A 24,021-nucleotide genomic window follows, 5' to 3' on the forward strand; every position below is an offset into this window, starting at 1 on the left:
TTCTCTTTGTCTTTCTCTCCATTCTATGATACAATGAAAAAAATGATATTAAAGGAGTTTTTATGACTTATCCCAACCTTTTAGATCGTTTCTTGACCTACGTTAAGGTCAATACGCGTTCTGATGAACACTCTACTACTACTCCAAGTACGCAAAGCCAGGTAGATTTTGCGACCAATGTTCTTATTCCTGAAATGAAACGTGTCGGTCTGCAAAATGTTTACTACCTCCCAAATGGTTTCGCCATTGGTACCTTACCAGCTAATGATCCTAGCTTGACACGCAAAATCGGGTTCATCTCCCACATGGATACAGCTGACTTTAATGCTGAGGGTGTTAATCCGCAAGTCATCGAAAATTACGATGGTGGATCTATCGACTTAGGTGATTCTGGTTTTAAACTCGATCCAGCTGACTTCAAGAGTCTTGAGAAATATCCAGGCCAAACGCTTATCACAACAGATGGCACGACCTTGCTGGGTGCTGATGACAAGTCAGGGATTGCTGAAATTATGACTGCTATTGAATATCTGACTGATCATCCCGAAATCAAACACTGTGAGATTCGTGTTGGTTTTGGACCAGATGAAGAAATCGGTGTCGGTGCTGACAAGTTTGATGCAGAAGATTTTGACGTTGACTTTGCCTATACTGTTGATGGTGGCCCACTAGGGGAGCTTCAGTACGAGACTTTCTCAGCAGCTGCTGCTGAACTCCATTTCCAAGGCCGCAATGTCCACCCTGGTACTGCTAAAGGTCAAATGGTCAATGCTCTTCAGCTAGCAATTGATTTTCATAATCAACTTCCAGAGAATGACCGACCTGAACTGACAGATGGTTACCAAGGTTTCTATCATCTTATGGATGTATCAGGTAGTGTCGAGGAGGCATGTGCAAGCTATATCATTCGTGATTTTGAAAAGGATGCCTTTGAAGCACGTAAAGCAACTATGCAGTCTATCGCTGACAAGATGAATCAAGAACTTGGGAATGACCGCGTTACACTCACTCTCACTGACCAGTATTACAATATGAAAGAAGTCATCGAGAAAGACATGACTCCCGTTACCATTGCTAAAGCTGTTATGGAAGATTTAGGTATCACAACTATTATCGAACCAATTCGTGGTGGAACAGATGGCTCTAAGATTTCCTTTATGGGAATTCCAACTCCAAATATCTTTGCCGGTGGTGAAAACATGCATGGACGTTTTGAATACGTCAGCCTTCAGACTATGGAGCGTGCGGTGGATACCATCATTGGTATTGTAGCTTATAAAGACTAAAAAAGACGAGGTAGCTCAGCTACTTCGCCTTTCTTTTTATTCATTTTATTGAGCACTTAGCTCAGATTCACTTTGCGCTTGCTTTTCTGTTGGTTGAGAAGCAACTGTTTCACTGTCTTTCTCAGACTTAGATTGGCTATCAGTTTCACTTGCTTTTGAACGGAGTTCCTGGTTCAATCTAATAATCTCTTTAGCTAGAGTGAGGAGACCTTCTTTATCACTGCTTTTGGCTGCAAGTTGATCAAATAGGGCATCAACACGTTCAAAGTCAGCATCGGATCCTTTGTTATCCTCTAAGTACTTGTGAAGAGAGAGCAAGACATTATAGAGTTTTTGGTAGATGATCACAGTTTGTGGATCTTTTTCTGCTTCTTTTTCCTCTCGTTGGATAGTCGCTGCAATACGATTTAAAAGATCCTCAAGTTGTGTTTTAGCTTCGTCAAGGTCTGCATTTTCCTTTTCAGTAGCCGCTTTGATATTAGCAGCTTCTTCAGCTAGGGATTGTTTGACACCATCCTCTTTAACACGTGCTAGGAGTTGGGCAACTTTAGTTAGGAGAGCATCCACTTCTTCCTTCTTAACATGGCTAACCCGCTCTTCTGGCATAAAATCACCGTAGAGTTCTTTTAGGAATTCATAGATGGCTGTCTTAGCGGTTTGACTATCTACTTTTTCCGTATCTAGAATAGTCTTACCAGCTTTTGTAGAAACGGGTTCTTCTTTGAGAGCTTCTTCTACTTCTAGCTTAGTTTGGTAAATAGTTGGGAATAGCTTGTTCAAGTCGGTTGCTTTGAGGAAAGATTGTGACTGGTAAAGTTCCCATGTCAACTTGGCAACACGGTTCCGAAGTTCTTCTCTCAAACGACCATCAGATACATGTTCATAGAAATACTTGATGTACTCTACTGTTGTAACCCCTGTCCGATCACGGAAATCTTGCAAGGCCTGAAGTTTCGCTTCAATGGCAGCCAACTCTGTCTCATCTTGTGCTAGTTTTGCTTCCTGCAAATGTACCAAAAGATCTTTCTTAGACAAGCCATAAGTGTCCGTATCCAGTGTATTGATCTTATCTACAAGGGCTTGGTACTTCTTATCTAAAGGTGAAGTTTCAACTGGTGCCACACTTTGATCCACATGGATATATTGCTTATCAAAGAGATCCAAGGCTGCTAGATATCCAGCAGTTGAGTTTGTTGCCAGTTTTTTCATATTTTCGGTGAACTGCCCCAAAGCAAGTTCAACACGTCTCTGCATGATTGGCTGGTCTTTGTAGAGACTTCTGCTATCTGCTAAAAGTTGATCCACTTTAGATAGAACAGTTTGTTCATCAAATGCTCCAGGTTGATAGGTCGATTGTAGGGCTGGAATCTTGTTTTTCAAAGCTACTTCATAGCCCTTAGTTTGAACCTTGATGTAGTGATTGTGGTCTCCGTGAGGAATCACAAAACTACCACTTTCTACCTGTAAACTATAAGGAGACACCCCATCACGTAGGGCAGTCGTATAAAGTTCATTTAGGAAATCCAGTTCTGGATTCCCAGTTTGGAGAGGAATACGAACATGTTCTTTTCGAACAGCATAGGGATGGATATGGGTTGGATCATAGGCTTGATCCGGATTTCCAAAGACAAAGAATCCATTTGAAATACGAATCGCTTCGAGCGGAACTCCATAGGTCTGTGAGATATACTTGATTTTTTCTTCATCACTAGCATCTCTTGAGAAACTTTCCACAGTCTTTGCAAGTGGTTGAACCGGCTCAGACTGATGATTTTCTTTCAAGTGATCTTGGGCAGTTTTGATTTGAGCTGCAGTCAAGTCTTTCTTAAAGAAATAATGAGCGTGATCTCCATGAGAAACTACAAACCCTTGCTCATCCTCACTGATGACACGGTCAGCTGCAAAACCATGATCATGTTCTTCACCGTGATGGTGGTCATGCTCCTCTCTATCATGGTCATGATCTTCATGGTTGGTATCCTGACTTCCATGGTCACCGTCTTGGTCATGATGATGATCCGATTGAGCTGGATGCTCTGCTGGTTTGCTTGGATTTTCCAAAGGTGTTGGTTTCCCACTGTCGCTAGATAAAGGAATCATTCGCGCAATCTTTTCTTCCAAGGCAGAAAGCTTTGTATATGGGATGAAATGATAGTGATTTCCATGAGGAATCGCTACGCCACTTGGTGTTCTACTTGAAATCTTAGCAGGGTCAAAAATTAAGCCATCCGATTCCGCATAACGTTGATTACTTGGAAGTGCATAGAGCTGTTTTAATAGATTCTGAAGGCTCTCTTCTGTATTGCTTGGTGTTTCAGTTTGTTGACTAGGATTAGTGGTTTGACTAGTTCCATTTTGACTTGGACGATAGTCAGTCACACTCGGTTGTTTTCTAGTTCCAGAGAGATAGGCTTGAGCAGCAGCCAATTCGCTAGCAGACAAGGAACTTTTGGGAATGTAGTGGTAATGTCCACCATGAGGAACGATATAAGCATCACCAGTATCCTCTATAATATCAGATGGATTAAAGATGTATCCATCATCGGTAGTATAACGTCCTTGTGATCGTGCAAGTGTCACTGCACTGTTAGAAGTTGGTGCATCGTGTGTATGACCTTGTTTTTGGCGTTCAATTTCGTCCTTCGTACGAACATTATCTGCATGTGCCGCATCCTTAAGGTAAACATAATACTTACCATCAACCTTGATAATGTAGCCACCTTTGATTTCATTGACAATATCAGCGTCTTTGAGTTGATAATTGGCATCTTTCATCAACAGTTCTTCACTGAAAATCGCATCAAAAGGAACTTTACCATTGTAATAATGGAAATGATCACCGTGTGATGTCACATAACCTTGGTCGGTAATTTTCACGACAATTTGTTCTGCCTGAATATCTTCTTTTTTGCTAACTTGATCTGGTGTCTGAGTCTCTGTTTTTTGAGAGTCTTGTTTCCCATCGACATAAGACACTCGGTTATTATCTTTGTTTCCTTCTACTTGGTGTTGGTTCAGTGCATAGATGCACAGACTTAGGGAAAAGACTAAAGCCGATCCCGCTGCAAGATACTTTTTCTTAATTTTCATAATCTCCTCATTTTAATTCTTCTGCAAGAACTTTCATATTTTCTTCTAGATTTTCTAAGTAAGTTTTGTCATTTTCGGGGTCTGCTTCCAAAGGATTCAGTGTTTTCAGACTAACTCCTGTTGATTTGACCAGGGTTTCAGCAACTTTAGAAGAAGCATTGCTCTCAGTAAAAATGGTCTTGACATTATAGGTTTTGACGAACTCTTGGATTTCTGTCAACTGTCTGGGACTCGGCTCTTGTTCAGGGGAAATCCCTGCTATACCAAGTTGTTTCAATCCAAAGCGTTTAGCCAGGTAAGAAAAGGCTGTGTGTTGCGTAACAAAGGTCTTTTGACTTGCTTTTTCAAAAATAGGCTGGTATTTCTTAGTCAATCCTTGAGCTTTAGCGATAAAGTTTTTGGCATTCTTTTGATAGGCTTCCTTATTGGCACTATCAAGCTCCGAAAGTTTATCCGCAATAATCTGCGCTTCTTCGCCTGCTTTTTCAGGATCTAACCAAGTGTGCGGGTCGTAAAGTGTTTTTTCATCAATACCGTCACCAGCTTCTACATCTTCCAAACCTGGAACACGCTCCAAGGTCATTCCTTCAGATGCTTCTAAAACTTTTACTTTTGATTTTTTTAAGTTGGGATCCAGACTTCCCGCCCAAGATTCCAATGTATGCGAGTGGTAGACAAAGACATCCGCATCATAGATAGCAGCAATATCATTTGCTGACGGTTCATATGAGTGAATACCACTGCTTGACTGAATCATTCGAACATCATTCAAGTCACCAGATACCTCTTTAACCATGGCATAGACTGGGTAAAAACTTGTGACAATCTTCATCCCTTTTGCTTCTTGTTTTTCTTTTTGACTACATGCTCCTAAGACAAGAGCCAATAAACTGGCCATCAATAATAGGATCGTTCTTTTTTTCATCATTACTCCTTAACTAGTATTTAACCATTTAATTAACTAGTAAATAGTTTATCTTTATTTACACTATCTGTCAAGATATTTTGCACATTTTCATGAAAAAAATGAGAACTAGAACTCACATTCTGTTCTCATTTTTCGTTTTCCAGTTCTCCTATCCTGTTTTTAGGAGTTAAAAAACACTGCTACGACTACTTACTCTCCCTTAACAAAGCCAATAGTTTTTCAGCTTCTGCCATAATGGTATTGTTGTCCTGGGCGCCAAATAGCAAGTTATTCTTTAATCCCGTGAGAGTTTCTTTGGCATTGGACTTGATAATGGGGTCTTGAATTTTTGCAAGTAAATCTTCAGTCTCTCTCAACTTCGCTTCAACCTTTTCAGTCTCAACCTGAGTTTCTTCTGGCTCCTCTGGTGATTCTTCTTCTGGCTCCTCAGTCGGTTTAGGAGACTCTGGTTTCTCACTCTGAGGTTTCTCTTCGCGAGGTTTTTCTCCCTCAGGTTTTTCTGTCCGAGGTTTTTCAACTGATGGTTTTTCAACTGATGGTTTTTCCGATTGATTGTTACCAGCTTGACCATTTTGGTTTCTTTGAACATGGTCACTTGCATTCCCCCATCCACTATCTGAATGCGGACGTTCGTTTGGATGTTCAACATAGTACTTCACAGTCGCAAAGAGATCCTCTAGAGTATACCCCTTAGGTGCCTCATAAAGACCTTCGTCAAACCACTCAAATTTGATGTTATGGTAATGGTCATAATGAGGAATGATTAAACTACCGTTTTTAACTTCCACGGTATGTTGGAGATTGTAAGGCATACGATCAAGGGGCACCTTCTTAGCCGCTTTCACGCGATTGTAGATAGCTTCTGCTCCTTTGGCCTCCGTATTTCCTGAACCCTGATGATCTGTTGATGGAGAGGTCAAACCTTTCTCTTTAGCATAAGCCTGGGCTGCCGCTCTTTCGGCTTCAGACAAACTATCTTTCTTAATCCAATGACTGTGGGTCATATGTGGAGTTACATAGGCTTCCCCCTCATCACTGGTGATATCACGAGGATCAAAGATATAGCCATCTTCTGTTGTATACTTGCCTGCCAACTTGGCTACTTGAATCTCATTATCTGTGTAAGCTATTTGCGCATTCGCTTTTCCTAAACGTTCTGGATGACGAATCGGTGCTAAAAATGCAAGGATGTCATCAACCAACTTAACCTTATCACTTCTTTCATCATTTAAACGTTCCAACAGTTTATCCAAAGTGTTAAAATCAGTTTGGCGCCCTTTATTAGAAATCAAATCTTGATGAATTCTTGCTAGTAAATCATAAGCCTTATTGTAAAATTCTCGATCACCAGACGGGAGGTTGGTTTTCCTAGCTCCTAGCTTATGAGACAAACTTTCTTGCTTGGCTAGTTTGCTATCAATGGCTGCACCAGTTTCTGCTGAAAGTTCCTTAGCAGGAATATAACGTGAGGTTCCATTCTCCTCAAAGACATATCCATCGGCTACTTTTCGAATCGCCTGTTTGACCAATTTCTCATCTATTGGATTGCTTGGAGCTAGTTGAGGATTTGGTGCAGGTTGTGGACTCGGACTGGGTTCCGGAGTCGGTTGTGGACTTGGTTCTTCTGGTCTTGAATCTGGCACCCAATGGTTCGAACTGTAACGAAGAGGAATAATACGAGCGATTCGTTCTTCCAATTCAGACATTTGTTCATAAGGGATAAAGTGGTAATGGTTACCATGAGGGACAGCTACACCTCTGGCTGTTCGACTTGTGATTTGTGCTGGGTCGAAAACAAGACCATCAGATTCTACGTGTCGTTGGCTCAAAGGCAGTTTGTAGAGCTGTTTCAAAAGACTATCAATGTCATCACTTTGACTTCCTTGACTGTCAGTATTGCTGTTGTTACTTGTGTTAGTATTTGTAGTTCCCTGATTGCTTACAGAAGGAACCCAGTTAGTTCTTGGGCTACTATCACTATTTTGTCGGCGATAGGTTCTTGAACTTGACAGATTGCCCCGACCAGATAGGAAGGCTTCTGCAGCAGCCAATTCGCTGGCTGATAACTCACTCTTAGGAATATAATGGTAATGGTCGCCGTGAGGAACGATATAAGCATCACCAGTATCTTCAATGATATCAGAAGCATTAAAGATGTAGCCATCATCTGTGGTGTAGCGTCCTTGTGAACGTGCCAAGGCTACCGCACCATCGTTTGCTGAGGTTCCTCCTTCACGATGCTGACTATGCTCTTGTTTTTGTCGATTAATTTCTTCTTTCGTACGGACATTATCTGCGTGGGCTGCATCCTTAAGGTAAACATAGTATTTTCCGTCCACCTTGATAACATAACCACCCTTGATTTCACTGATAATATCCTCGTCCTTGAGCTGGTAGTTTGGATCCTTCATGAGCAACTCTTCACTGATGATAGCGTCATAAGGAACCTTGCCATTGTAATAATGATAGTGGTCGCCATGTGAAGTGACATAGCCTTGGTCTGTTATCTTGATGACGATTTGTTCGGCATTGATGCCTTCTTTTTTACTAACCTCATCAGGAGTTAGATTCTCCGTTTTTTGCGTCGCTTGTTTACCATCAACGTAAGACACACGATTATTTTCCTTGACTATTCTAGCTTGATACAATCCCAACTCATAAGAACAAACACTTAAAATCAAGGCTGCCGCAGAACCAGCTAGATATTTTTTATTAATTTTCATCGAAACTCTCTTTCTTTTTGATATTTCTAGTTGCAATTCATTTCTAAATTGCAGAAACTCCTCTCTAAAAGTTAACTGGTTAATAGTTTACTCCTAAATTTTCAACTTGTCAAGAATTTTATGAACCAGTTAACAATTTTTTGTTTTCTACACTACCTTCTATCTGAACAGTCTGATTTAAGAATCCTATATTGAAAATCAATCACCAAATTTTTAAAGCAAAAAATCCCTGCAACTGAGTTGCAAGGACCTTTCAATTAATCAAAGTCAACGTATTCTTTTTGAAGTTCAAGAACTTCTTCCATTGTTGAGCATTCTGCAAGGGCACGGTTTGCGTACTCTTCCATCTTAGCTGTGTCGAGTTTTTTCATCAGGCTACGTGTACGAAGGACAGATGTTGCTGACATAGAGAACTCATCCAAGCCCATTCCGACAAGAAGTGGAACAGCCTTTTGGTCACCAGCCATCTCACCACACATACCAGCCCATTTACCTTCAGCGTGAGCTGCTTTAATAACGTTGTTGATCAAACGAAGGATTGATGGGTTGTATGGTTGGTAAAGGTATGAAACTTGTTCGTTCATACGGTCTGCTGCCATTGTGTATTGGATCAAGTCGTTTGTACCAATTGAGAAGAAGTCAACTTCTTTTGCAAATTGGTCTGCAAGCATAGCCGCTGCAGGAATCTCGATCATAATACCAACTTGGATATTATCCGCAACTGCAACACCTTCAGCAAGAAGGTTTGCTTTTTCTTCGTCAAAGACTGCTTTCGCTGCACGGAATTCTTTCAAGAGTGCAACCATTGGGAACATGATACGCAATTGACCGTGTACAGACGCACGAAGAAGGGCACGGATTTGTGTGCGGAACATAGCATCTCCAGTCTCAGAGATAGAGATACGAAGGGCACGGAATCCAAGGAATGGGTTCATTTCGTGAGGCATATCGAAGTAAGGAAGTTCCTTATCTCCACCGATATCCATTGTACGAACGACAACAGGTTTACCATTCATTCCTTCAAGTACAGCTTTGTATGCTTCATACTGCTCGTCTTCTGTTGGGAAGTCTTGAGAATCCATGTACAAGAACTCTGTACGGTAAAGACCAACAGCTTCGGCACCGTTGGCATTGACACCTTCAACGTCTTTTGGAGTACCGATATTAGCAGCCAATTCAAAGTGTTTACCATCAGCAGTCACTGTTTGAGCATCTTTCAAAAGTGCCCATTCAGCTTTTTGCTTCGCATAAGCTTCACCAGCAGCCTTGAATTCAGCTGCTTGCTCATCAGTCGGGTTGATAATAACCTCACCTGTGATACCGTTAACGGCAAGAATGTCACCGTCTTTAACAATTTCAGTGATGTTGTTTGTACCTAATACTGCCGCGATTTCAAGTGTACGCGCCATGATAGCTGAGTGGCTTGTACGTCCACCAATGTTGGTTACAAAAGCTTTTACAAAGTTTTTGTCCAATTGAGCTGTATCTGAAGGAGTCAAGTCATGCGCAATCACGATCACTTCTTCATTGATAGAAGCTGGGTTTGGCAATTTTTTACCAAGGAGATTTGCCAATACACGTTTTGTCACGTCGCGGATATCCGCTGCACGTTCTTGCATGTATGGGTTGTCTTCCATGCCTTCAAAGATAGTGATAAACATGTCTGTCACTTCTTTCAGACCTGCTTCTGCATTCACTTTCTTCGCACGGATAGTTTCTTTAATTTGGCTGATCATTTCAGGATCAGCAAGCACCATTAAGTGAGCGTCAAAAACTTGAGCAGCTTCTTCCCCTAGCGTACCTACTGCTTTCTCACGGATAACAGAAAGCTCGTCTTGTGATGCTTGTAAAGCGGCATCAAGGCGAGCTTCTTCTGCGTTTGTATCTTCGACTGTAACAGTCTCGAATGACAAATCCGGTTGAACGAGTAGATATGCTTTAGCAACTGCAACACCATCTGACGCTGCGATTCCTTTAAGCATTTCTGTCATTTCCTTATGCCAATCCTTCTTTTTCCATAGTTTCAGTGATTGCAGCGATTGCGTCGTCAGCATCTGCACCTTCAGCTGAAATTGTAACGTCAGCACCTTGGCCAACACCAAGACTCATAACACCCATGATAGATTTAAGGTTTACTGATTTACCTTTGTACTCAAGAGTGATATCTGAAGCAAATTTGCTAGCTGTTTGAACCAACAATGTTGCTGGACGTGCGTGGATACCTGTTTCTGCCACTACGTGGAAATCTTTAGAAGCCATAGTTTGACTCTCCTTTAAGTGTTTTCTATTTGAGTTATAAGTGATAACCCTTACAATAGTGTATTATATCACCTTCAAGATAATTTTTCAAGTATTTTATGGACTTTCTTCAATTTCCTTTCAGATAACTTGCTGAAAATCTTCTATATAAATTATCAACATACAGGATATAGTTTTTTTGTTTTAATAAACTTTGATAGTTCAATGAAAGTCAAAGCTTATGTTTCAAAAACCACTATATCTTGTATTTGGTTTTTAAAACTGTAACTTTTAGGCACAAGATTTAGTTTAAAAAGTTTGACAAAGTTTTTTTTTCTGATATACTAAGAAAGTAATCAAATTTTATGAGGAGTTACGAAAATGGTAACGGTTTATTCTAAAAATAATTGTGTACAATGTAAAATGACCAAACGTTTCTTGGATAGCAACAACGTGGCTTATCGTGAGATCAATCTTGACGAGCAACCTGAGTACGTCGATCAAGTTAAAGAGCTCGGTTTCAGCGCAGCTCCTGTTATCCAAACACCAACTGAAGTCTTTTCAGGCTTCCAACCAGGAAAACTGAAACAATTAGCATAATCTTAGTACATCATCCAGAAGAGATTGCTTCTAGGGCTAACTTAGAGGCCTTTCTTTTGTAATTAGATAAGGGAAATTTTATGGGATTAAAACATCTTGAGGACGTGACCTACTTCCGTCTCAATAACGAAATTAACCGTCCTGTTAATGGACAAATCATGCTTCATAAAGATAAAGAAGCCTTGGATGCTTTCTTTAAAGAAAATGTAGTTCCAAACACTATGGTTTTTGATTCAATCACTGATAAAATCAACTACCTCATTGAACACAACTACATTGAAACAGCATTTATCAAGAAATACCGTCCAGAATTCTTGGAAGAATTGTCTCAATTTATCAAAGACCAAAACTTCCAATTCAAGTCATTCATGGCTGCCTATAAATTTTACAACCAGTACGCCTTGAAGACTAACGATGGTGAATATTACCTTGAAAGTATGGAAGACCGTGTCTTCTTTAATGCGCTTTATTTTGCAGACGGGGATGAAGCTGTTGCGATTGATATTGCCAATGAAATCATCCACCAACGCTACCAACCTGCTACTCCTTCTTTCCTCAATGCCGGACGTGCTCGTCGTGGGGAATTGGTATCTTGCTTCTTGATCCAAGTGACGGATGATATGAACTCTATCGGACGTTCCATCAACTCAGCTCTTCAACTTTCACGTATTGGTGGTGGTGTGGGAATCACCCTCAGCAACCTTCGTGAAGCGGGCGCACCTATCAAAGGTTATGAAGGTGCCGCTTCTGGTGTCGTTCCAGTTATGAAACTCTTCGAGGACAGTTTCTCTTACTCAAACCAATTGGGGCAACGTCAAGGTGCTGGTGTTGTCTACCTCAACGTCTTTCACCCAGACATCATCGCTTTCCTTTCCACTAAGAAAGAAAATGCCGATGAAAAAGTTCGTGTGAAGACCCTTTCACTTGGTGTTGTGGTACCCGATAAATTCTACGAATTGGCTCGCAAAAATGAAGAAATGTACCTCTTCAGCCCATACTCTGTAGAGCTAGAGTACGGTGTGCCATTCAACTACATCGACATCACTGAAAAATATGATGAATTGGTCGCAAATCCAAACATCCGCAAGACAAAAATCAAGGCGCGTGATTTGGAAACTGAAATCTCTAAATTGCAACAAGAATCTGGCTACCCTTATGTAGTCAACATTGATACGGCTAACCGTGCGAACCCAGTAGATGGTAAGATTATCATGAGTAACTTGTGTTCTGAGATTCTTCAAGTTCAAGAACCAAGCTTGATCAACGATGCTCAAGAATTCCTTCAAATGGGAACGGACGTTTCATGTAACCTTGGATCAACAAACGTGGTCAACATGATGACTTCACCTGACTTTGGTCGTTCTATTCGCGCTATGGTTCGTGCCCTTACTTTCGTTACAGATAGTTCACACATCGTAGCTGTTCCTACTATCGACCACGGAAATAGCTTGGCCCACACCTTTGGTCTTGGTGCCATGGGGCTTCATAGTTACCTTGCCCAACAACTGATTGAGTACGGATCACCTGAGTCAATTGAATTTACAAGCATCTACTTTATGCTTATGAACTACTGGACCTTGGTAGAATCTAATAACATAGCGCGTGAACGTGGTATCACCTTCCACAACTTTGAAAAATCAGACTATGCTAACGGAAGCTACTTCGACAAGTACGTGACAGGCGAATTTGTTCCAAAATCAGACCGTGTTAAAGAACTCTTCAAAGACGTCTTTATCCCAAGTGCTGCTGACTGGGCTGAACTTCGCGAAAAGGTTCAAGCAGATGGACTTTATCACCAAAACCGCCTTGCTGTTGCTCCAAATGGTTCTATCAGCTACATCAACGATGTTTCTGCTTCTATCCACCCGATTACACAACGTATCGAAGAACGTCAAGAGAAGAAAATCGGTAAAATCTACTATCCAGCTGCAGGCTTGTCTACAGATACCATTCCTTACTACACTTCTGCTTATGACATGGATATGCGTAAGGTGATTGATGTTTACGCTGCCGCAACTGAACACGTGGATCAAGGGCTTTCACTCACCCTCTTCATGCGTAGCGACATTCCAAAAGGTCTTTACGAATGGAAGAAAGAAAACAAACAAACGACACGTGACCTATCTATCCTTCGTAACTATGCCTTTAACAAGGGTATCAAGTCTATCTACTACGTCCGTACCTTTACAGACGACGGTGGGGAAGTTGGTGCTAACCAATGTGAAAGCTGTGTGATTTAATTTTTGCTTGAGGAAACTACATTTTCTCAGATTAGTGATTCAATCACCGTGTTAGACTGGAATAAGCATCTATACTATGAAATAACAAAAAGTCGGGCTTCCGACTTTTTGTGCGATACTCCTCTAGAATTATGATAAAATAGAAATAATTGTGAGCTCGCAATATTAAACACAGAAAGAGATTTCAAATGGAAACTTACTACAAAGCCATTAACTGGAATGCCATCGAAGATGTCATCGACAAATCAACTTGGGAAAAGCTGACGGAGCAATTCTGGCTCGACACTCGTATCCCCTTGTCAAATGACCTTGACGACTGGAGAAAACTGTCAAACAAAGAAAAAGACTTGGTAGGAAAAGTCTTTGGTGGTTTGACCCTTTTGGATACCATGCAATCTGAAACAGGAGTTCAGGCGCTTCGCTCAGACATCCGTACACCGCATGAAGAAGCTGTTTTCAACAACATCCAGTTTATGGAATCTGTCCACGCAAAATCTTACTCTTCTATCTTTTCAACCTTGAATACCAAGGCTGAAATTGAAGAAATCTTTGAATGGACCAACACCAACCCCTACCTACAAAGAAAAGCTGAAATTATCAACGAAATCTACCTCAATGGTACACCTCTTGAAAAGAAGGTTGCCAGCGTTTTCCTTGAAACCTTCCTCTTCTACTCTGGTTTCTTTACACCACTTTACTATCTCGGTAACAACAAACTAGCCAACGTTGCGGAAATCATTAAACTGATCATCCGTGATGAGTCTGTTCACGGAACCTACATTGGTTACAAATTCCAACTTGGTTTCAACGAATTGCCTGAAGAAGAGCAAGAAAAACTCAAAGAATGGATGTACGACCTGCTCTACACTCTCTACGAAAACGAAGAGGGCTATACAGAAAGTCTCTATGACGGTGTTGGTTGGACTGAGGAAGTCAAAACCTTCCTTCGTTACAATGCCAATAAGGCCCTTATGAACCTAGGACAAGATCCACTCTTCCCAGATTCGGCTGATGATGTCAATCCTATCGTTATGAACGGTATTTCAACAGGAACTTCTAACCACGACTTCTTCTCTCAAGTCGGAAATGGTTACCTCCTTGGTGAAGTTGAAGCCATGCAAGACGAGGATTACAACTACGGTTTAGACTAATTTGACCAATCATTCAAAATATCATGGTTTGTTTAAATAAACTATGATATTTTTGTTTTTGTTTTATTTTGTTCTTTTTCTATTTGATTGATTGAGTGTTTTATGGTAAGATAATAATAGTAGAAATCGAGGTGATAAGGATGCTAAAGCAAGAAAAACTAGATAGTATTCTAGAAGCAGTAAACACAAAAGGCACTATTACTGTAAAAGAGATTATGGAGAGTCTTGATGTGTCAGATATGACAGCTCGCCGCTACTTACAAGAATTGGCAGATAAGGATTTGCTGGTTCGTGTGCACGGTGGTGCTGAAAAACTTCGTTCAGGTTCTCTCTTAAACAATGAACGCTCAAATGTTGAAAAACAAGGCTTGCAGATTGCTGAAAAACAAGAAATCAGCCGTTTTGCGGGTCATTTGATTGATGAAGGAGAGACTATTTTTATCGGTCCAGGAACAACCTTGGAGTGTTTTGCTCGTGAGCTTCCTATCGATAATATTCGTGTTGTAACAAACAGTCTTCCAGTTTTTCTCATCCTAAACGAACGAAAACTAACAGATTTGATTTTGATTGGTGGAAATTATCGCTCTATCACTGGTGCTTTTGTAGGGACACTCACCTTGCAGGATTTGACCAATCTTCAGTTCTCTAAGGCTTTTGTAAGTTGTAATGGTATTAAGGATAAGGCTATTGCCACCTTTAGTGAAGAAGAGGGCGAGGCTCAACGAATCGCCTTGAACAATGCCAATAAAAAATACTTACTGGCAGACCACAGCAAGTTTAATAAGTTTGATTTTTACACTTTTTACAATATCTCAGAGATTGATACCATCGTTTCAGATTCTAAACTGAGTCAGGAGACATTTAAAGATTTGTCGAAACAAACAACCATTCTTTTATCAAAACCATAAAAATTCCCCTACCTTTTGGTGGGGAATTTTTGTTGAATTTTATTCAATAAGTTGTGTCTCAGCTAGTTTCTTGTACCAGTGAGCTGATTTCTTTGGATAGCGCTCCTGGGTTTCAAAATCAACATAGAAGAGGCCGTAACGCTTTTCGTAACCATTTGACCAAGAAAAGACATCCATCAGCGACCAGATAAAGTAGCCTTTGACATTGGCTCCATCAGAGATTGCATCTGCAATCACTTCCATATGTTTCTTAACATAATCAATCCGCCCATCATCGTAGACTGTCCCATCCACAAACTCATCTTTGTATCCGAGACCATTCTCTGTGATGTAGATTTTCTTGTAATTTGGGTAATCTTTCTTCACGCGCATGATTTGATCATACAAACCTTGAGGATAGATAATCCAGTCCCAGTCCGTACGTGGGACATAGTCAGGCGCCACTCGACGTCCAACTCCCTTAATCTGATACTTAGAGCTTCCTTTTTCACCCTTACCGTTATGAATGATTTCTGTTTCGCCATCAAAGGCTTGCATCCAATCACTCATGTAGTAGTTAATTCCAAGGAAGTCATTCAGGTCTTTTGCAGCTTCTAGAACAGCGAAGTCTTCTTCACGCAAATCTAAACTTCCACCATTGACTGCTAAGATATGGTTGACACCTTCCATGGTTTCTTCGGAATATCGTCCTAGATAAGTCGCATCCAAAATAAATTTATTGTGAATGATATCTTCTAACTCGGCTGCACGAACATCTGCTGGATTATCTGGATCCAGAGGATACTTAGTAGGCAGGGCATGAACCACACCAATTTCACCCTTATATCCCTTATCCTTGAAAAGTTTTACTGCACGCGCATGCGACACCATCATATTGTGATGAGATTGGAAGACTTTGGCAAGGTCGTACTGAATACCTGGAGGGAATTTCCCAACCAAATACTGACCATCTCCTATCGGCCCAATTTCATTAAAGGTTGTCCAAAAGTTAACTTCAGGAAATTCTTCAAAACAGAAGGCTGCATAATCCACAAAGTGATCAATGTTTTCTCTATTCAGGAAATCTCCGTTTGAATGAAGTGCTTCTGGCGTGTCAAAGTGATGAAGAGTCACGAAGGGCTCAACATGTCGTTTGTGACATTCTGCAAACAACTTGTGATAGAACTCAACTCCCTTGTCATTAACCTTCCCATAACCAGTTGGAAAGATACGTGACCAGGCGATTGAAATACGGATACCATTGACACCATAATCTTCTGCAAGTTTGAGGTCAACTGGATATTTGTGATAGAAATCACTGGCTGGTTCAGCAGTGTACCAATAGTTATCCTTGAGGTATTTGTCCCAGGCAACTGGTCCTTTACCATCGGTATTGGTCGCACCTTCTGCTTGATAGGCGGCTGTTGCTCCGCCAAAAATAAAGTCTTTTGGAAGTGTTTTTGTCATTTGATTCACCTTTCAAGAAATAGAAATGAGATGGGGATATAGTTGGGAGGAGTTCCTCCATCTCACGTCTACTATCAAGTCACCAAATTGTGACATGAGGGGGTAAAAACGATATCTTTTTACCTACGAATTAACAAGACGATTAGGAAATTCGCTATAGCGATTTCCGTAACGATAGGAGACAGTTTCAGAGTCCCTATCGTTAATCGAATTGCGCTTGAACAAAGGCAAGAGCGCCTTTTCCGTCACGAGTCAGTTTAATGTATTGGCCACCTTCTGTCTTAGCAAGTTTGATACCAAGTTTGTCGGTTTCGGCCTTCATGTCTTCAAAGTTAGAAGCTACCTGAGGAGCAAGGATAACCAGATCAAACTCAGGCAACATTTCACGGTGAGCTCCATAGCCACCAGCTGCTGCTTTAACAGGAACTTTGTATTCTGCTGCCGCTTTGTTTAGAGCATTTGCAAGGAGACCACTTGTACCTCCTCCTGCACAGAGAACGAGAACATTTGTTTCTTCTGTGATTGTGTTTTGCGCTGCTTCTACACCTGCTTTTTCAAGAATAGCATCTGCTTTGGCAGTATTGAAGTTTGCAGCTACTTTTTCTTTTAATTCATCATTAACTTTACCAGAACGCTCTTCTTCAAGGATTTGTTCATCATAGACTTTAAGGAATGGATAGTAAATGACAATGTCAACAACGATTAGAAGGGCAGCAAGAATGAACGATAGAACTTGGAAGTTTGTACCGAGAACAATACCGAGCGGACCTGGTGTTGTCCAAGGAAGGTTGGCAGTAAATGAGTTCATGCCGAGCGTTTCAATGAAGAATTTAAAGATCCATACGTTTGCGATTGGAGCAAAGATGAATGGAATAAAGAAGATTGGGTTCAAGACTAGCGGAGCACCAAACAGGATTGGTTCGTTCACACCGAAGAAGGTTGGTACTACTGACGCACGTCCGATTGCACGGTTTCGTTTCGATTTGGTCAACCACATGAACATGAATGGAACAACCAGTGTCGCACCAGTACCACCCATGGTAACGATAAACATTTGTGTACCAGAAGTAAGAATCTTGTCAGCGTGCATACCTTGTTGGAGAAGGTTCAAGTTGACTTCGGCATTTGCATAGGTAATAGCTGCGATTGCTGGCTCGACGATTGAAGGACCGTGGATACCAACAAACCAGAAGAAGGCAAAGGCACCAAAGATAATCGTAATACCTAGATAACCATCAGCAGCAGAGAATAATGGTGCAAAGAATTTACCGATTGATTCAGCTACGCTTGCACCAACAAAATGACGAGCTAGTAAATCAAGAGCATAAAGAGAAACCACTGATAGAGTGAATGGAATCACATCTTTAAATACTTGTGAGATATTTGGTGGAACTTCGTCAGGCATACGAATAGTGACGTTGTTCTTAACACAAACCTTATAGATGGCTACGGTAACAAAGGCTGCGAGGAAGGCTGAAAGCAAACCTTTTGTCCCAAGGAAACCTGTCGCAAAACCACCTTCAATCGGATCAGCTGCTAACATCAACAAACCAACAATTGCTGCCAAAAGTGTTGACATATAGTTGATTTGGTTAGTTTTCTCCATGCTACGGTTAACTGAGTCCGTCAAAGATTTAGCTGTTGTCCCAGCTACCAAAAGAGCCAGAATTCCCATTGAATAGCTGTAAGGTTTCATCAGAAAGGCTACAACTTCATCAGACCATTTAAAACCCCATGAATTAGGAACAAAGGCAATCAAGATAAAGATACTTGAGAAGAGAATGACTGGCATACCAGCAATGAAACCATCACGAATAGCACGAAGGTAGATATTACGAGACAGTTTTTCAAAGAAAGGCTTTCCTTTCTCGATGAATGCAATTAGTTTGTTCATTACTTAACTCCTCTCTTGTAGAGTTCGATTAAATGGTGCATCAAATCTTTTAATAAGATAGTTGTCATCAAGTGATCTTGACCGTGCATCATGGTTACACTATAAGCCAAATCTTCGCCAGCTGCTTCCTTGGTCAATAGACTTGTTTGAGCGTGGTGAGCCTCTGCGATACAGCTACCAGCTTCCTCTACAAGAGCGTCCGCTTTTGCAAAATCACCAGCTTCAGCAGCCTTCAAGGCTTCCAATAGTTTTGAACGAGCATCGCCAGCATAGGCTACGATTTCAAAACCTAACAATGTTACTTCTTCTCTATTCATGATAGAATTCTCCTTATGTATTTTTAATTAAATTTTTATGACAATAAACGTTGGATATGTAGAACTAGATAAACTCGCTCACTCTTATACAAATCAAGACCCGTATGTTGCATAATCACATCATAGATCTTGGAACCAATCTCGAACGCTTTTGGATAGGATTGTTTAATATGATCTTCCATATCCAGAAGTGATTGGTTATCATCTCTGGAACGGTCTAAATAATCCAAAAAATAGTTGAGATGAATCATAAAGCGATCATAGAAATGGTTATTCTCTTTGGTTCGTTGAATAGCGTAACTCTTCAGCACTTCTTCAACATTCCTGAGAATTTCTTTCCTCTTATCAATCGACTCAACCACTTGAACTTCATTCTCCCCTTCGGCATTGATGAAATGATAAGCGATCCGAATAATTTCATCCTCAGGGAAATGATCTGTCAACTTCTGACGATAAATTTCAAAAGCTTCCTTTGCGATTTGAAAAGCTACAGGATACTTGGCAGAAATATCTGGCAAATTACTATCCTTGTACCTTCCTTGTGTTAGAGCTTGATAAGAACAGTAAATATGATCTGTCAAGGTTACGTAGAGATACTCTTGAATTGGATAATGATATTTCTTTGATAGCTTATCAATGATTTCATAAGTCACTGTGATAAAATCAAGCGGAACATCTTTGAGGAGAGCCATAAAGTTTTCTCTTGACTCTTCGGTCTTCATCCGAAAGATTTTCTCAACCTGATGTTCAGCAATCAAATCCCCTTTCTTCTTTCCAAATGTAATCCCCTTACCAATCACAATCACTTCTTCTCCTTTATCATTTCTGACAAGCGAGACATTGTGATTCATTGGATTTAGAATTCGATACATGTCAACCTCCTTTGATATCTTAAAGGTATATGAGTATAAAAAATGACCACAAATGAACTAGAAAATCAGCCGATTTCTAATTCACCTGTGATCATGCCTAATATTACTTAGTAACACTCACCTTGTATTAACTTGTGATTTAAGTATAGCACAAGTAAGTTATTTTGTAAACCTTTACATACAACTTTTTTTAAAATTTTTTTAGATTCATGTTCCTAACCTAGGAGGACTTGCTTACACGCGTTCAGTCCATGAAGTCGCTGTTGTTTGAAGAACCTTGTTGAGTTCGTCAATGTTTTCAAAACCTGTTGTGCGTAGCCATTCACGAGCTGCTGCTTCACCGTCTTTGATGTAGGCTTCAACTGATCCAGCCCATGTTGCACGTCCACAAAGAACGCCGTTGAAGTTTGCGCCTGATTCGTGGGCAAATACTAGCGTTTCTTGGAAGAGTTTTGCTGATACACCAGCACTCAAGTAGATGTATGGCAAGTTCGTTGCTTCATCTTGTGCTTTGAAGAAGGCTGCTGCTTCTTCACGTGTATGAACGATTTCTCCGTCGCCAAAGCCTTCAACGTATTTAACATTAACTGGAACTTCTACTTTCAAGACATCGATGTTGAAGCGTGGATCTGAGAAGACTTTCATGGCACCGATAACCTTGTGAGGTTTCACTTTTGCGTATTCTGCAGAACCTGCGTCAGCAATTTTTTCATCGTAAGCCAAGATTTCAAGGAAGAAAGGAATGTCTTCCGCCACACACTCAGAACCGATGCGTTCGATGTAGGCTTGTTTTTCTTGGTTGAGTTCGTCAGAACTGTCTACGTCATAGTAAAGCAAGAACTTAACAGCATCTGCGCCTTGTTCCTTGATGCGTTTGGCAGACCAAACATCCAAGCAGTCAGGCAAGCGTTTGGTGCTTGTTGTGTCGTAGCCAGTTTTCTCATAAGCAAGGAGAAGACCAGCATTTGGATCAAGCGCTTTTGTAGCTGGAAGACCATACTCTGGGTCGAGAAGCATAGAGGATGCGTATTTTGTCAATTCATCTGCTACCAAGACCTTGAGTTCTTCCATTTGAGCAACTGTTGGTTCTTCCGTTTGGTATTGAGCCATGAGGCGTTTCAAAGCGCCACGTTGGTCAAAAGCAAGGGCTGAGATAATGCCGTTCTCGTCAGAGAGTTTTTTCAAGCAAGCGCGTTTATTTTCTGTTAAAACCATTTTATACCTCTTTTACTATTAATTGATCATATAAAGCTTGATAGTTGGCCATATTGACATGACCTGTCATCTTTTCTTGGGCATTGAGCATACCAAGGACATTGGCCTTGATGAGGAGTTCTTGGTCAGATTCCTTATGAAGAAGACCTGATGAAATACCTGCAACAGTAGAATCTCCGGATCCAACTGGGTTAACTACTTGAATTCTCGGAATATCTACCTTGTAGAAAATATCACCATGTTTGGCGAAAGCACCATTTGCACCAAGTGAAACGATTATCCACTCAATCCCTGCAAATAAAGGCTCTTGAAGAACTTCTTTTAATTCATCCAAATCCTCAGAAACTTCTCTCCCAAGAAGCTGAGACAATTCCTCATTATTGGGTTTGATTACTGTTGGTTTGTGGGGTGATTCAAGAACTGCCTGAAGAGCTGCACCTGAGCAATCCAGAACAACTGGTTTCCCTGCTTGATTAGCAAGCTCTACCAATCTCGCATAATAATCAACTGGAAGCCCAGCTGGCAGACTACCTGAAATAGCGACTACTTCCACAGTGTCAAGGAGATTCTCGAAATGAGCCAAGAAATCTCGCCCTTCTTGTTCCAAAACTTCAGGCCCTTTTTCAAGGATTTCTGTTTGGTTGTCTCCGTGCAGAATAGCGATACAGTTACGAGTCTCTCCTTGAATGGAGAAGAAACGTCTCGTTACTTTATCATCGATATGCTCTACTAAAAACTCACCAAGTTTACCACCGACCAAACCGGTAGCAACAACAGAATCACCAAATTCTGAAAGAACTCGTGTAACATTGAGACCTTTACCACCAGCTGTCTTGGTCACGTCCACCACACGGTTGACAGTGTCAATTTTTAATTCATCCAAAGGATAAGAAATATCAATGGATGGATTCATTGTGACTGTTAAAATCATGCGTCACCTCTTAGTCGTGGTATTCACCGCGATCCCATTTTTCAAGGAATTCTGTAAAGAAGTTTGCATCTGCTTGATGAGCATTGTGAGTTTCAACGTGCTCAATTTTCGCAATCAATTTTTTGTTTTCTTCTGATGGTTTGTATTCAGCATTGATGAAAGCTTCAATGATGTCGCACATGAGCAATTCACCAGTGATTTTACCACCAAAACCAATAACATTGGCGTTCAATTGTTCTTTTGCATAAAGAGCTGTTGTCATATCACGAACCAAGGCAGAACGAACTCCTGGAACTTTATTTACAGCGTTGTTGATACCAACACCAGTACCACAGATACATACCCCAAGATCAGCTTGACCGCTAGTTACAGCTTCACCAACTTTTTTACCAAAGATTGGGTAGTGAGTACGTGTGTGGTCATAGGTACCAAAGTCGATGACTTCATATCCTTTTGATTTCAAAAATTCTGAAACCGCCATTTTTTCATCTGTTACGATGTGGTCACATCCAATTGCAATTCTCATTTTTAACTTACCTTTCTTACTGTAATCTAATTAGCACATTTTGTTCAACATATCCACACGAATTTGGTGACGACCACCGTCGTATTTACCGTTAACAAAACCTTTAGCAATATTTTTAGCCAATTCATCACCAACAAGTTGTGCACCCATAGTGATCATACGTGAGTTGTTGTGTCCACGAGTCATATAAGCTGAACGTTCGTCAGATACTTCTGCGGCAACCATTCCTTTGATCTTTGTTGCGACCATAAATGGACCAGCTCCATAAGCATCAATCACGATACCAAGATTTTGCTCTTCTTTGTTTACTTCTGCAGCAACAGCAAGAGTCACATCAACAAAATCTTGACCTTCAGCTGTAACATCCACAACGTGGAAGTTTTCTTTTTCCAAGAAGTCTTTCACAACTTCTTTCAATCTCAAACCTGCAGCATCTGCACCGATAACAATAGACATATTGTATACTCCTTTTTATTTTTCTAGGCCAGTAAAGACTTTTATAGCTAGTAGTTTACCTACAAAAGACTTTCTAGCAGTTTAGTGACAAATTTGATTGAATGAGATGAAGATCACCTTATCCAAGTCCAGGAAATCAATTTCCTAGAAACAAACTTTCTCCGTGGAAGAGAATATAACAAGTGATTGTTTGTTTGTTACAAACATCATTTGTTGCTCGCAAACATAATATACTCCTATTTTTATAAAAAGTCAACAGTAAATGTTTGTTTTTGTGTTATTTTTTTAAAATTATAAGATTTCGATTTCAAAGCCAATCCGTTCTACTTGACCGGGTTCCAAGAGACGAACGTTTTTCTTATCTTCTAAATGATCTCCTTCTTCAAGTGAAGTTGATAAGCCTGACCATGGTTCAAAAGCGATGAAAGGTCCTTTATTTAGGGTAGACCAAATAATGAGATTTGAAAACTCTTGGAAGTGAACTTTTAATCCCTTCTCATGCTTACGAGAACGAAGGGAAATTGTTCTGGATTGCAACTCATCCAAAGTCACTGCATCAACACTAAACAGATCGTAACTGAGATCCACTTCCTTTTGTGAATCCAACCATGGACTTCTATCTTGGAAGTCTAATAGTCCTGTTTCTGGGAAAGGACGGGGAACAGAGCAAGTCTCTTCTTTCTCAAACTCTAAATAGTAATCTTCATAAGTTTCGCCTTCTAGCAGAGGACAATTAAATCCTGGATGACCACCAATAAAGTAAGGCATGACCTTGCTAGTTTCTTTATTGAAGACTTTGTATTGAGTACGAACAGTCTTGCCAGTAACTTCATAAGTGATTTCAAGGCGGAAATGATAAGGATAGTTTTGATAAGTATTCTCATCATCTTCGATAGCAAAGGTTACACTGTTTTCTGTTTGATCAACTAAGTCAAATTCTTTTTTACGGACCAAACCGTGACGAGGAATGTTTCCTTTCGTCTCCGTTCCATCTGCATGACTGTAGAAGGCTGTATCTTCTCTTAAAGAGCCGCAGATTGGAAAAAGTACTGGGGCTTGTCCACTCCAGTAAGTGGCATCTCCTTGCCACAAATACTCAATGCCTTCTCGGTCCTTGATTGACGACAAGGCGCCACCTAAGATTTTAAACTGGACCGTTAACTGGTCTGATTTTACTTCAATTACCATTATATTCTCCAA

Annotated in this window: 19 protein-coding genes; 5 read left to right on the plus strand and 14 right to left on the minus strand. The window is 40.6% G+C overall.

Features of this window, described 5'->3' with window-relative positions; all coding sequences use genetic code 11:
- Window positions 1-62: 62 nt before the first annotated feature.
- Window positions 63-1,286: a peptidase T gene (gene pepT / locus GOM47_RS05395; protein ID WP_235080085.1), complete on the plus strand. Its 1,224-nt coding sequence runs from the start codon at window positions 63-65 to the stop codon at window positions 1,284-1,286.
- Between the two features lie 45 nt (window positions 1,287-1,331).
- Here pepT and GOM47_RS05400 read toward each other — a convergent pair whose 3' ends face one another.
- The 5 genes from GOM47_RS05400 to GOM47_RS05420 all read right to left on the minus strand — a co-directional run bounded on the left by GOM47_RS05400 (window position 1,332) and on the right by GOM47_RS05420 (window position 10,286).
- Window positions 1,332-4,376, minus strand: a complete 3,045-nt coding sequence (locus tag GOM47_RS05400) for a pneumococcal-type histidine triad protein (protein ID WP_235080086.1) — start codon at window positions 4,374-4,376, stop codon at window positions 1,332-1,334.
- Between the two features lie 7 nt (window positions 4,377-4,383).
- A complete protein-coding gene (locus tag GOM47_RS05405; RefSeq protein WP_235081278.1) occupies window positions 4,384-5,301 on the minus strand; it encodes a metal ABC transporter solute-binding protein, Zn/Mn family in 918 nt (305 codons plus the stop codon).
- A 188-nt stretch (window positions 5,302-5,489) separates the two neighbouring features.
- Window positions 5,490-8,027, minus strand: a complete 2,538-nt coding sequence (locus tag GOM47_RS05410; RefSeq protein WP_235080087.1) for a pneumococcal-type histidine triad protein — start codon at window positions 8,025-8,027, stop codon at window positions 5,490-5,492.
- Window positions 8,028-8,284: 257 nt separating this feature from the next.
- Entirely contained in the window at window positions 8,285-10,018 is a 1,734-nt protein-coding gene (gene ptsP, locus GOM47_RS05415) for a phosphoenolpyruvate--protein phosphotransferase (protein WP_235081279.1), read from the minus strand.
- A gap of 4 nt (window positions 10,019-10,022) precedes the next feature.
- Window positions 10,023-10,286, minus strand: coding sequence for a phosphocarrier protein HPr (locus GOM47_RS05420; protein WP_000146948.1), 264 nt, complete (start codon window positions 10,284-10,286; stop codon window positions 10,023-10,025).
- A gap of 360 nt (window positions 10,287-10,646) precedes the next feature.
- Between GOM47_RS05420 and nrdH the strand changes: the two genes are divergently transcribed.
- The 4 genes from nrdH to GOM47_RS05440 all read left to right on the plus strand — a co-directional run bounded on the left by nrdH (window position 10,647) and on the right by GOM47_RS05440 (window position 15,164).
- Window positions 10,647-10,865, plus strand: a complete 219-nt coding sequence (nrdH, locus tag GOM47_RS05425; RefSeq protein WP_000259241.1) for a glutaredoxin-like protein NrdH — start codon at window positions 10,647-10,649, stop codon at window positions 10,863-10,865.
- Between the two features lie 80 nt (window positions 10,866-10,945).
- Window positions 10,946-13,105 carry a class 1b ribonucleoside-diphosphate reductase subunit alpha gene (nrdE, locus tag GOM47_RS05430; protein ID WP_235080088.1) on the plus strand — a complete coding sequence of 720 codons (2,160 nt, stop codon included), beginning with the start codon at window positions 10,946-10,948 and terminating at the stop codon, window positions 13,103-13,105.
- A 188-nt stretch (window positions 13,106-13,293) separates the two neighbouring features.
- Window positions 13,294-14,256: a class 1b ribonucleoside-diphosphate reductase subunit beta gene (gene nrdF / locus GOM47_RS05435; RefSeq protein WP_000451379.1), complete on the plus strand. Its 963-nt coding sequence runs from the start codon at window positions 13,294-13,296 to the stop codon at window positions 14,254-14,256.
- A 140-nt stretch (window positions 14,257-14,396) separates the two neighbouring features.
- Entirely contained in the window at window positions 14,397-15,164 is a 768-nt protein-coding gene (locus GOM47_RS05440; protein ID WP_235080089.1) for a DeoR/GlpR family DNA-binding transcription regulator, read from the plus strand.
- A gap of 39 nt (window positions 15,165-15,203) precedes the next feature.
- Here the strand turns inward: GOM47_RS05440 and lacG are convergent, their stop codons facing one another.
- The 9 genes from lacG to GOM47_RS05485 form a co-directional block, all read right to left on the minus strand.
- Entirely contained in the window at window positions 15,204-16,610 is a 1,407-nt protein-coding gene (gene lacG / locus GOM47_RS05445; RefSeq protein WP_235080090.1) for a 6-phospho-beta-galactosidase, read from the minus strand.
- Window positions 16,611-16,812: 202 nt separating this feature from the next.
- Complete coding sequence (locus GOM47_RS05450; RefSeq protein ID WP_084940738.1) at window positions 16,813-18,504, minus strand: lactose-specific PTS transporter subunit EIIC; 1,692 nt, start codon at window positions 18,502-18,504, stop codon at window positions 16,813-16,815.
- Window positions 18,504-18,821 carry a PTS lactose/cellobiose transporter subunit IIA gene (locus tag GOM47_RS05455; RefSeq protein ID WP_023936918.1) on the minus strand — a complete coding sequence of 106 codons (318 nt, stop codon included), beginning with the start codon at window positions 18,819-18,821 and terminating at the stop codon, window positions 18,504-18,506. Before GOM47_RS05455 ends, GOM47_RS05450 begins: the two co-directional genes overlap by 1 nt.
- A 35-nt stretch (window positions 18,822-18,856) precedes the next feature.
- Entirely contained in the window at window positions 18,857-19,693 is an 837-nt protein-coding gene (locus GOM47_RS05460; protein WP_235080091.1) for a PRD domain-containing protein, read from the minus strand.
- A 234-nt stretch (window positions 19,694-19,927) separates the two neighbouring features.
- Window positions 19,928-20,908 (minus strand): tagatose-bisphosphate aldolase, encoded by a 981-nt coding sequence (gene lacD, locus GOM47_RS05465; protein ID WP_235080092.1) that lies wholly within the window; start codon window positions 20,906-20,908, stop codon window positions 19,928-19,930.
- Window position 20,909: 1 nt separating this feature from the next.
- A complete protein-coding gene (locus GOM47_RS05470) occupies window positions 20,910-21,839 on the minus strand; it encodes a tagatose-6-phosphate kinase (protein WP_235080093.1) in 930 nt (309 codons plus the stop codon).
- Window positions 21,840-21,849: 10 nt separating this feature from the next.
- Window positions 21,850-22,365, minus strand: a complete 516-nt coding sequence (gene lacB, locus GOM47_RS05475) for a galactose-6-phosphate isomerase subunit LacB (protein ID WP_001216921.1) — start codon at window positions 22,363-22,365, stop codon at window positions 21,850-21,852.
- Window positions 22,366-22,395: 30 nt separating this feature from the next.
- Window positions 22,396-22,821 (minus strand): galactose-6-phosphate isomerase subunit LacA, encoded by a 426-nt coding sequence (gene lacA / locus GOM47_RS05480; protein ID WP_000029277.1) that lies wholly within the window; start codon window positions 22,819-22,821, stop codon window positions 22,396-22,398.
- A 291-nt stretch (window positions 22,822-23,112) separates the two neighbouring features.
- Window positions 23,113-24,009, minus strand: a complete 897-nt coding sequence (locus GOM47_RS05485) for an aldose 1-epimerase family protein (protein ID WP_235080094.1) — start codon at window positions 24,007-24,009, stop codon at window positions 23,113-23,115.
- Between the last annotated feature and the right edge of the window lie 12 nt (window positions 24,010-24,021).

This window comes from Streptococcus oralis, from assembly GCF_021497945.1.
Lineage (GTDB): Bacteria > Bacillota > Bacilli > Lactobacillales > Streptococcaceae > Streptococcus > Streptococcus oralis_BR.

What these genes read in the sequence shown, in the direction of transcription:
- lacB (WP_001216921.1), bottom strand. Translation starts at nt 22,365, where the DNA reads ATGAGAATTGCAATTGGATGTGACCACATCGTAACAGATGAAAAAATG.
- GOM47_RS05410 (WP_235080087.1), bottom strand. Translation starts at nt 8,027, where the DNA reads ATGAAAATTAATAAAAAATATCTAGCTGGTTCTGCGGCAGCCTTGATT.
- nrdH (WP_000259241.1), top strand. Translation starts at nt 10,647, where the DNA reads ATGGTAACGGTTTATTCTAAAAATAATTGTGTACAATGTAAAATGACC.
- GOM47_RS05440 (WP_235080089.1), top strand. Translation starts at nt 14,397, where the DNA reads ATGCTAAAGCAAGAAAAACTAGATAGTATTCTAGAAGCAGTAAACACA.
- GOM47_RS05450 (WP_084940738.1), bottom strand. Translation starts at nt 18,504, where the DNA reads ATGAACAAACTAATTGCATTCATCGAGAAAGGAAAGCCTTTCTTTGAA.
- ptsP (WP_235081279.1), bottom strand. Translation starts at nt 10,018, where the DNA reads ATGACAGAAATGCTTAAAGGAATCGCAGCGTCAGATGGTGTTGCAGTT.
- pepT (WP_235080085.1), top strand. Translation starts at nt 63, where the DNA reads ATGACTTATCCCAACCTTTTAGATCGTTTCTTGACCTACGTTAAGGTC.
- GOM47_RS05420 (WP_000146948.1), bottom strand. Translation starts at nt 10,286, where the DNA reads ATGGCTTCTAAAGATTTCCACGTAGTGGCAGAAACAGGTATCCACGCA.
- GOM47_RS05470 (WP_235080093.1), bottom strand. Translation starts at nt 21,839, where the DNA reads ATGATTTTAACAGTCACAATGAATCCATCCATTGATATTTCTTATCCT.
- GOM47_RS05405 (WP_235081278.1), bottom strand. Translation starts at nt 5,301, where the DNA reads ATGAAAAAAAGAACGATCCTATTATTGATGGCCAGTTTATTGGCTCTT.
- lacG (WP_235080090.1), bottom strand. Translation starts at nt 16,610, where the DNA reads ATGACAAAAACACTTCCAAAAGACTTTATTTTTGGCGGAGCAACAGCC.
- nrdE (WP_235080088.1), top strand. Translation starts at nt 10,946, where the DNA reads ATGGGATTAAAACATCTTGAGGACGTGACCTACTTCCGTCTCAATAAC.
- GOM47_RS05400 (WP_235080086.1), bottom strand. Translation starts at nt 4,376, where the DNA reads ATGAAAATTAAGAAAAAGTATCTTGCAGCGGGATCGGCTTTAGTCTTT.
- GOM47_RS05460 (WP_235080091.1), bottom strand. Translation starts at nt 19,693, where the DNA reads ATGTATCGAATTCTAAATCCAATGAATCACAATGTCTCGCTTGTCAGA.
- nrdF (WP_000451379.1), top strand. Translation starts at nt 13,294, where the DNA reads ATGGAAACTTACTACAAAGCCATTAACTGGAATGCCATCGAAGATGTC.
- lacA (WP_000029277.1), bottom strand. Translation starts at nt 22,821, where the DNA reads ATGTCTATTGTTATCGGTGCAGATGCTGCAGGTTTGAGATTGAAAGAA.
- GOM47_RS05485 (WP_235080094.1), bottom strand. Translation starts at nt 24,009, where the DNA reads ATGGTAATTGAAGTAAAATCAGACCAGTTAACGGTCCAGTTTAAAATC.
- lacD (WP_235080092.1), bottom strand. Translation starts at nt 20,908, where the DNA reads ATGGTTTTAACAGAAAATAAACGCGCTTGCTTGAAAAAACTCTCTGAC.
- GOM47_RS05455 (WP_023936918.1), bottom strand. Translation starts at nt 18,821, where the DNA reads ATGAATAGAGAAGAAGTAACATTGTTAGGTTTTGAAATCGTAGCCTAT.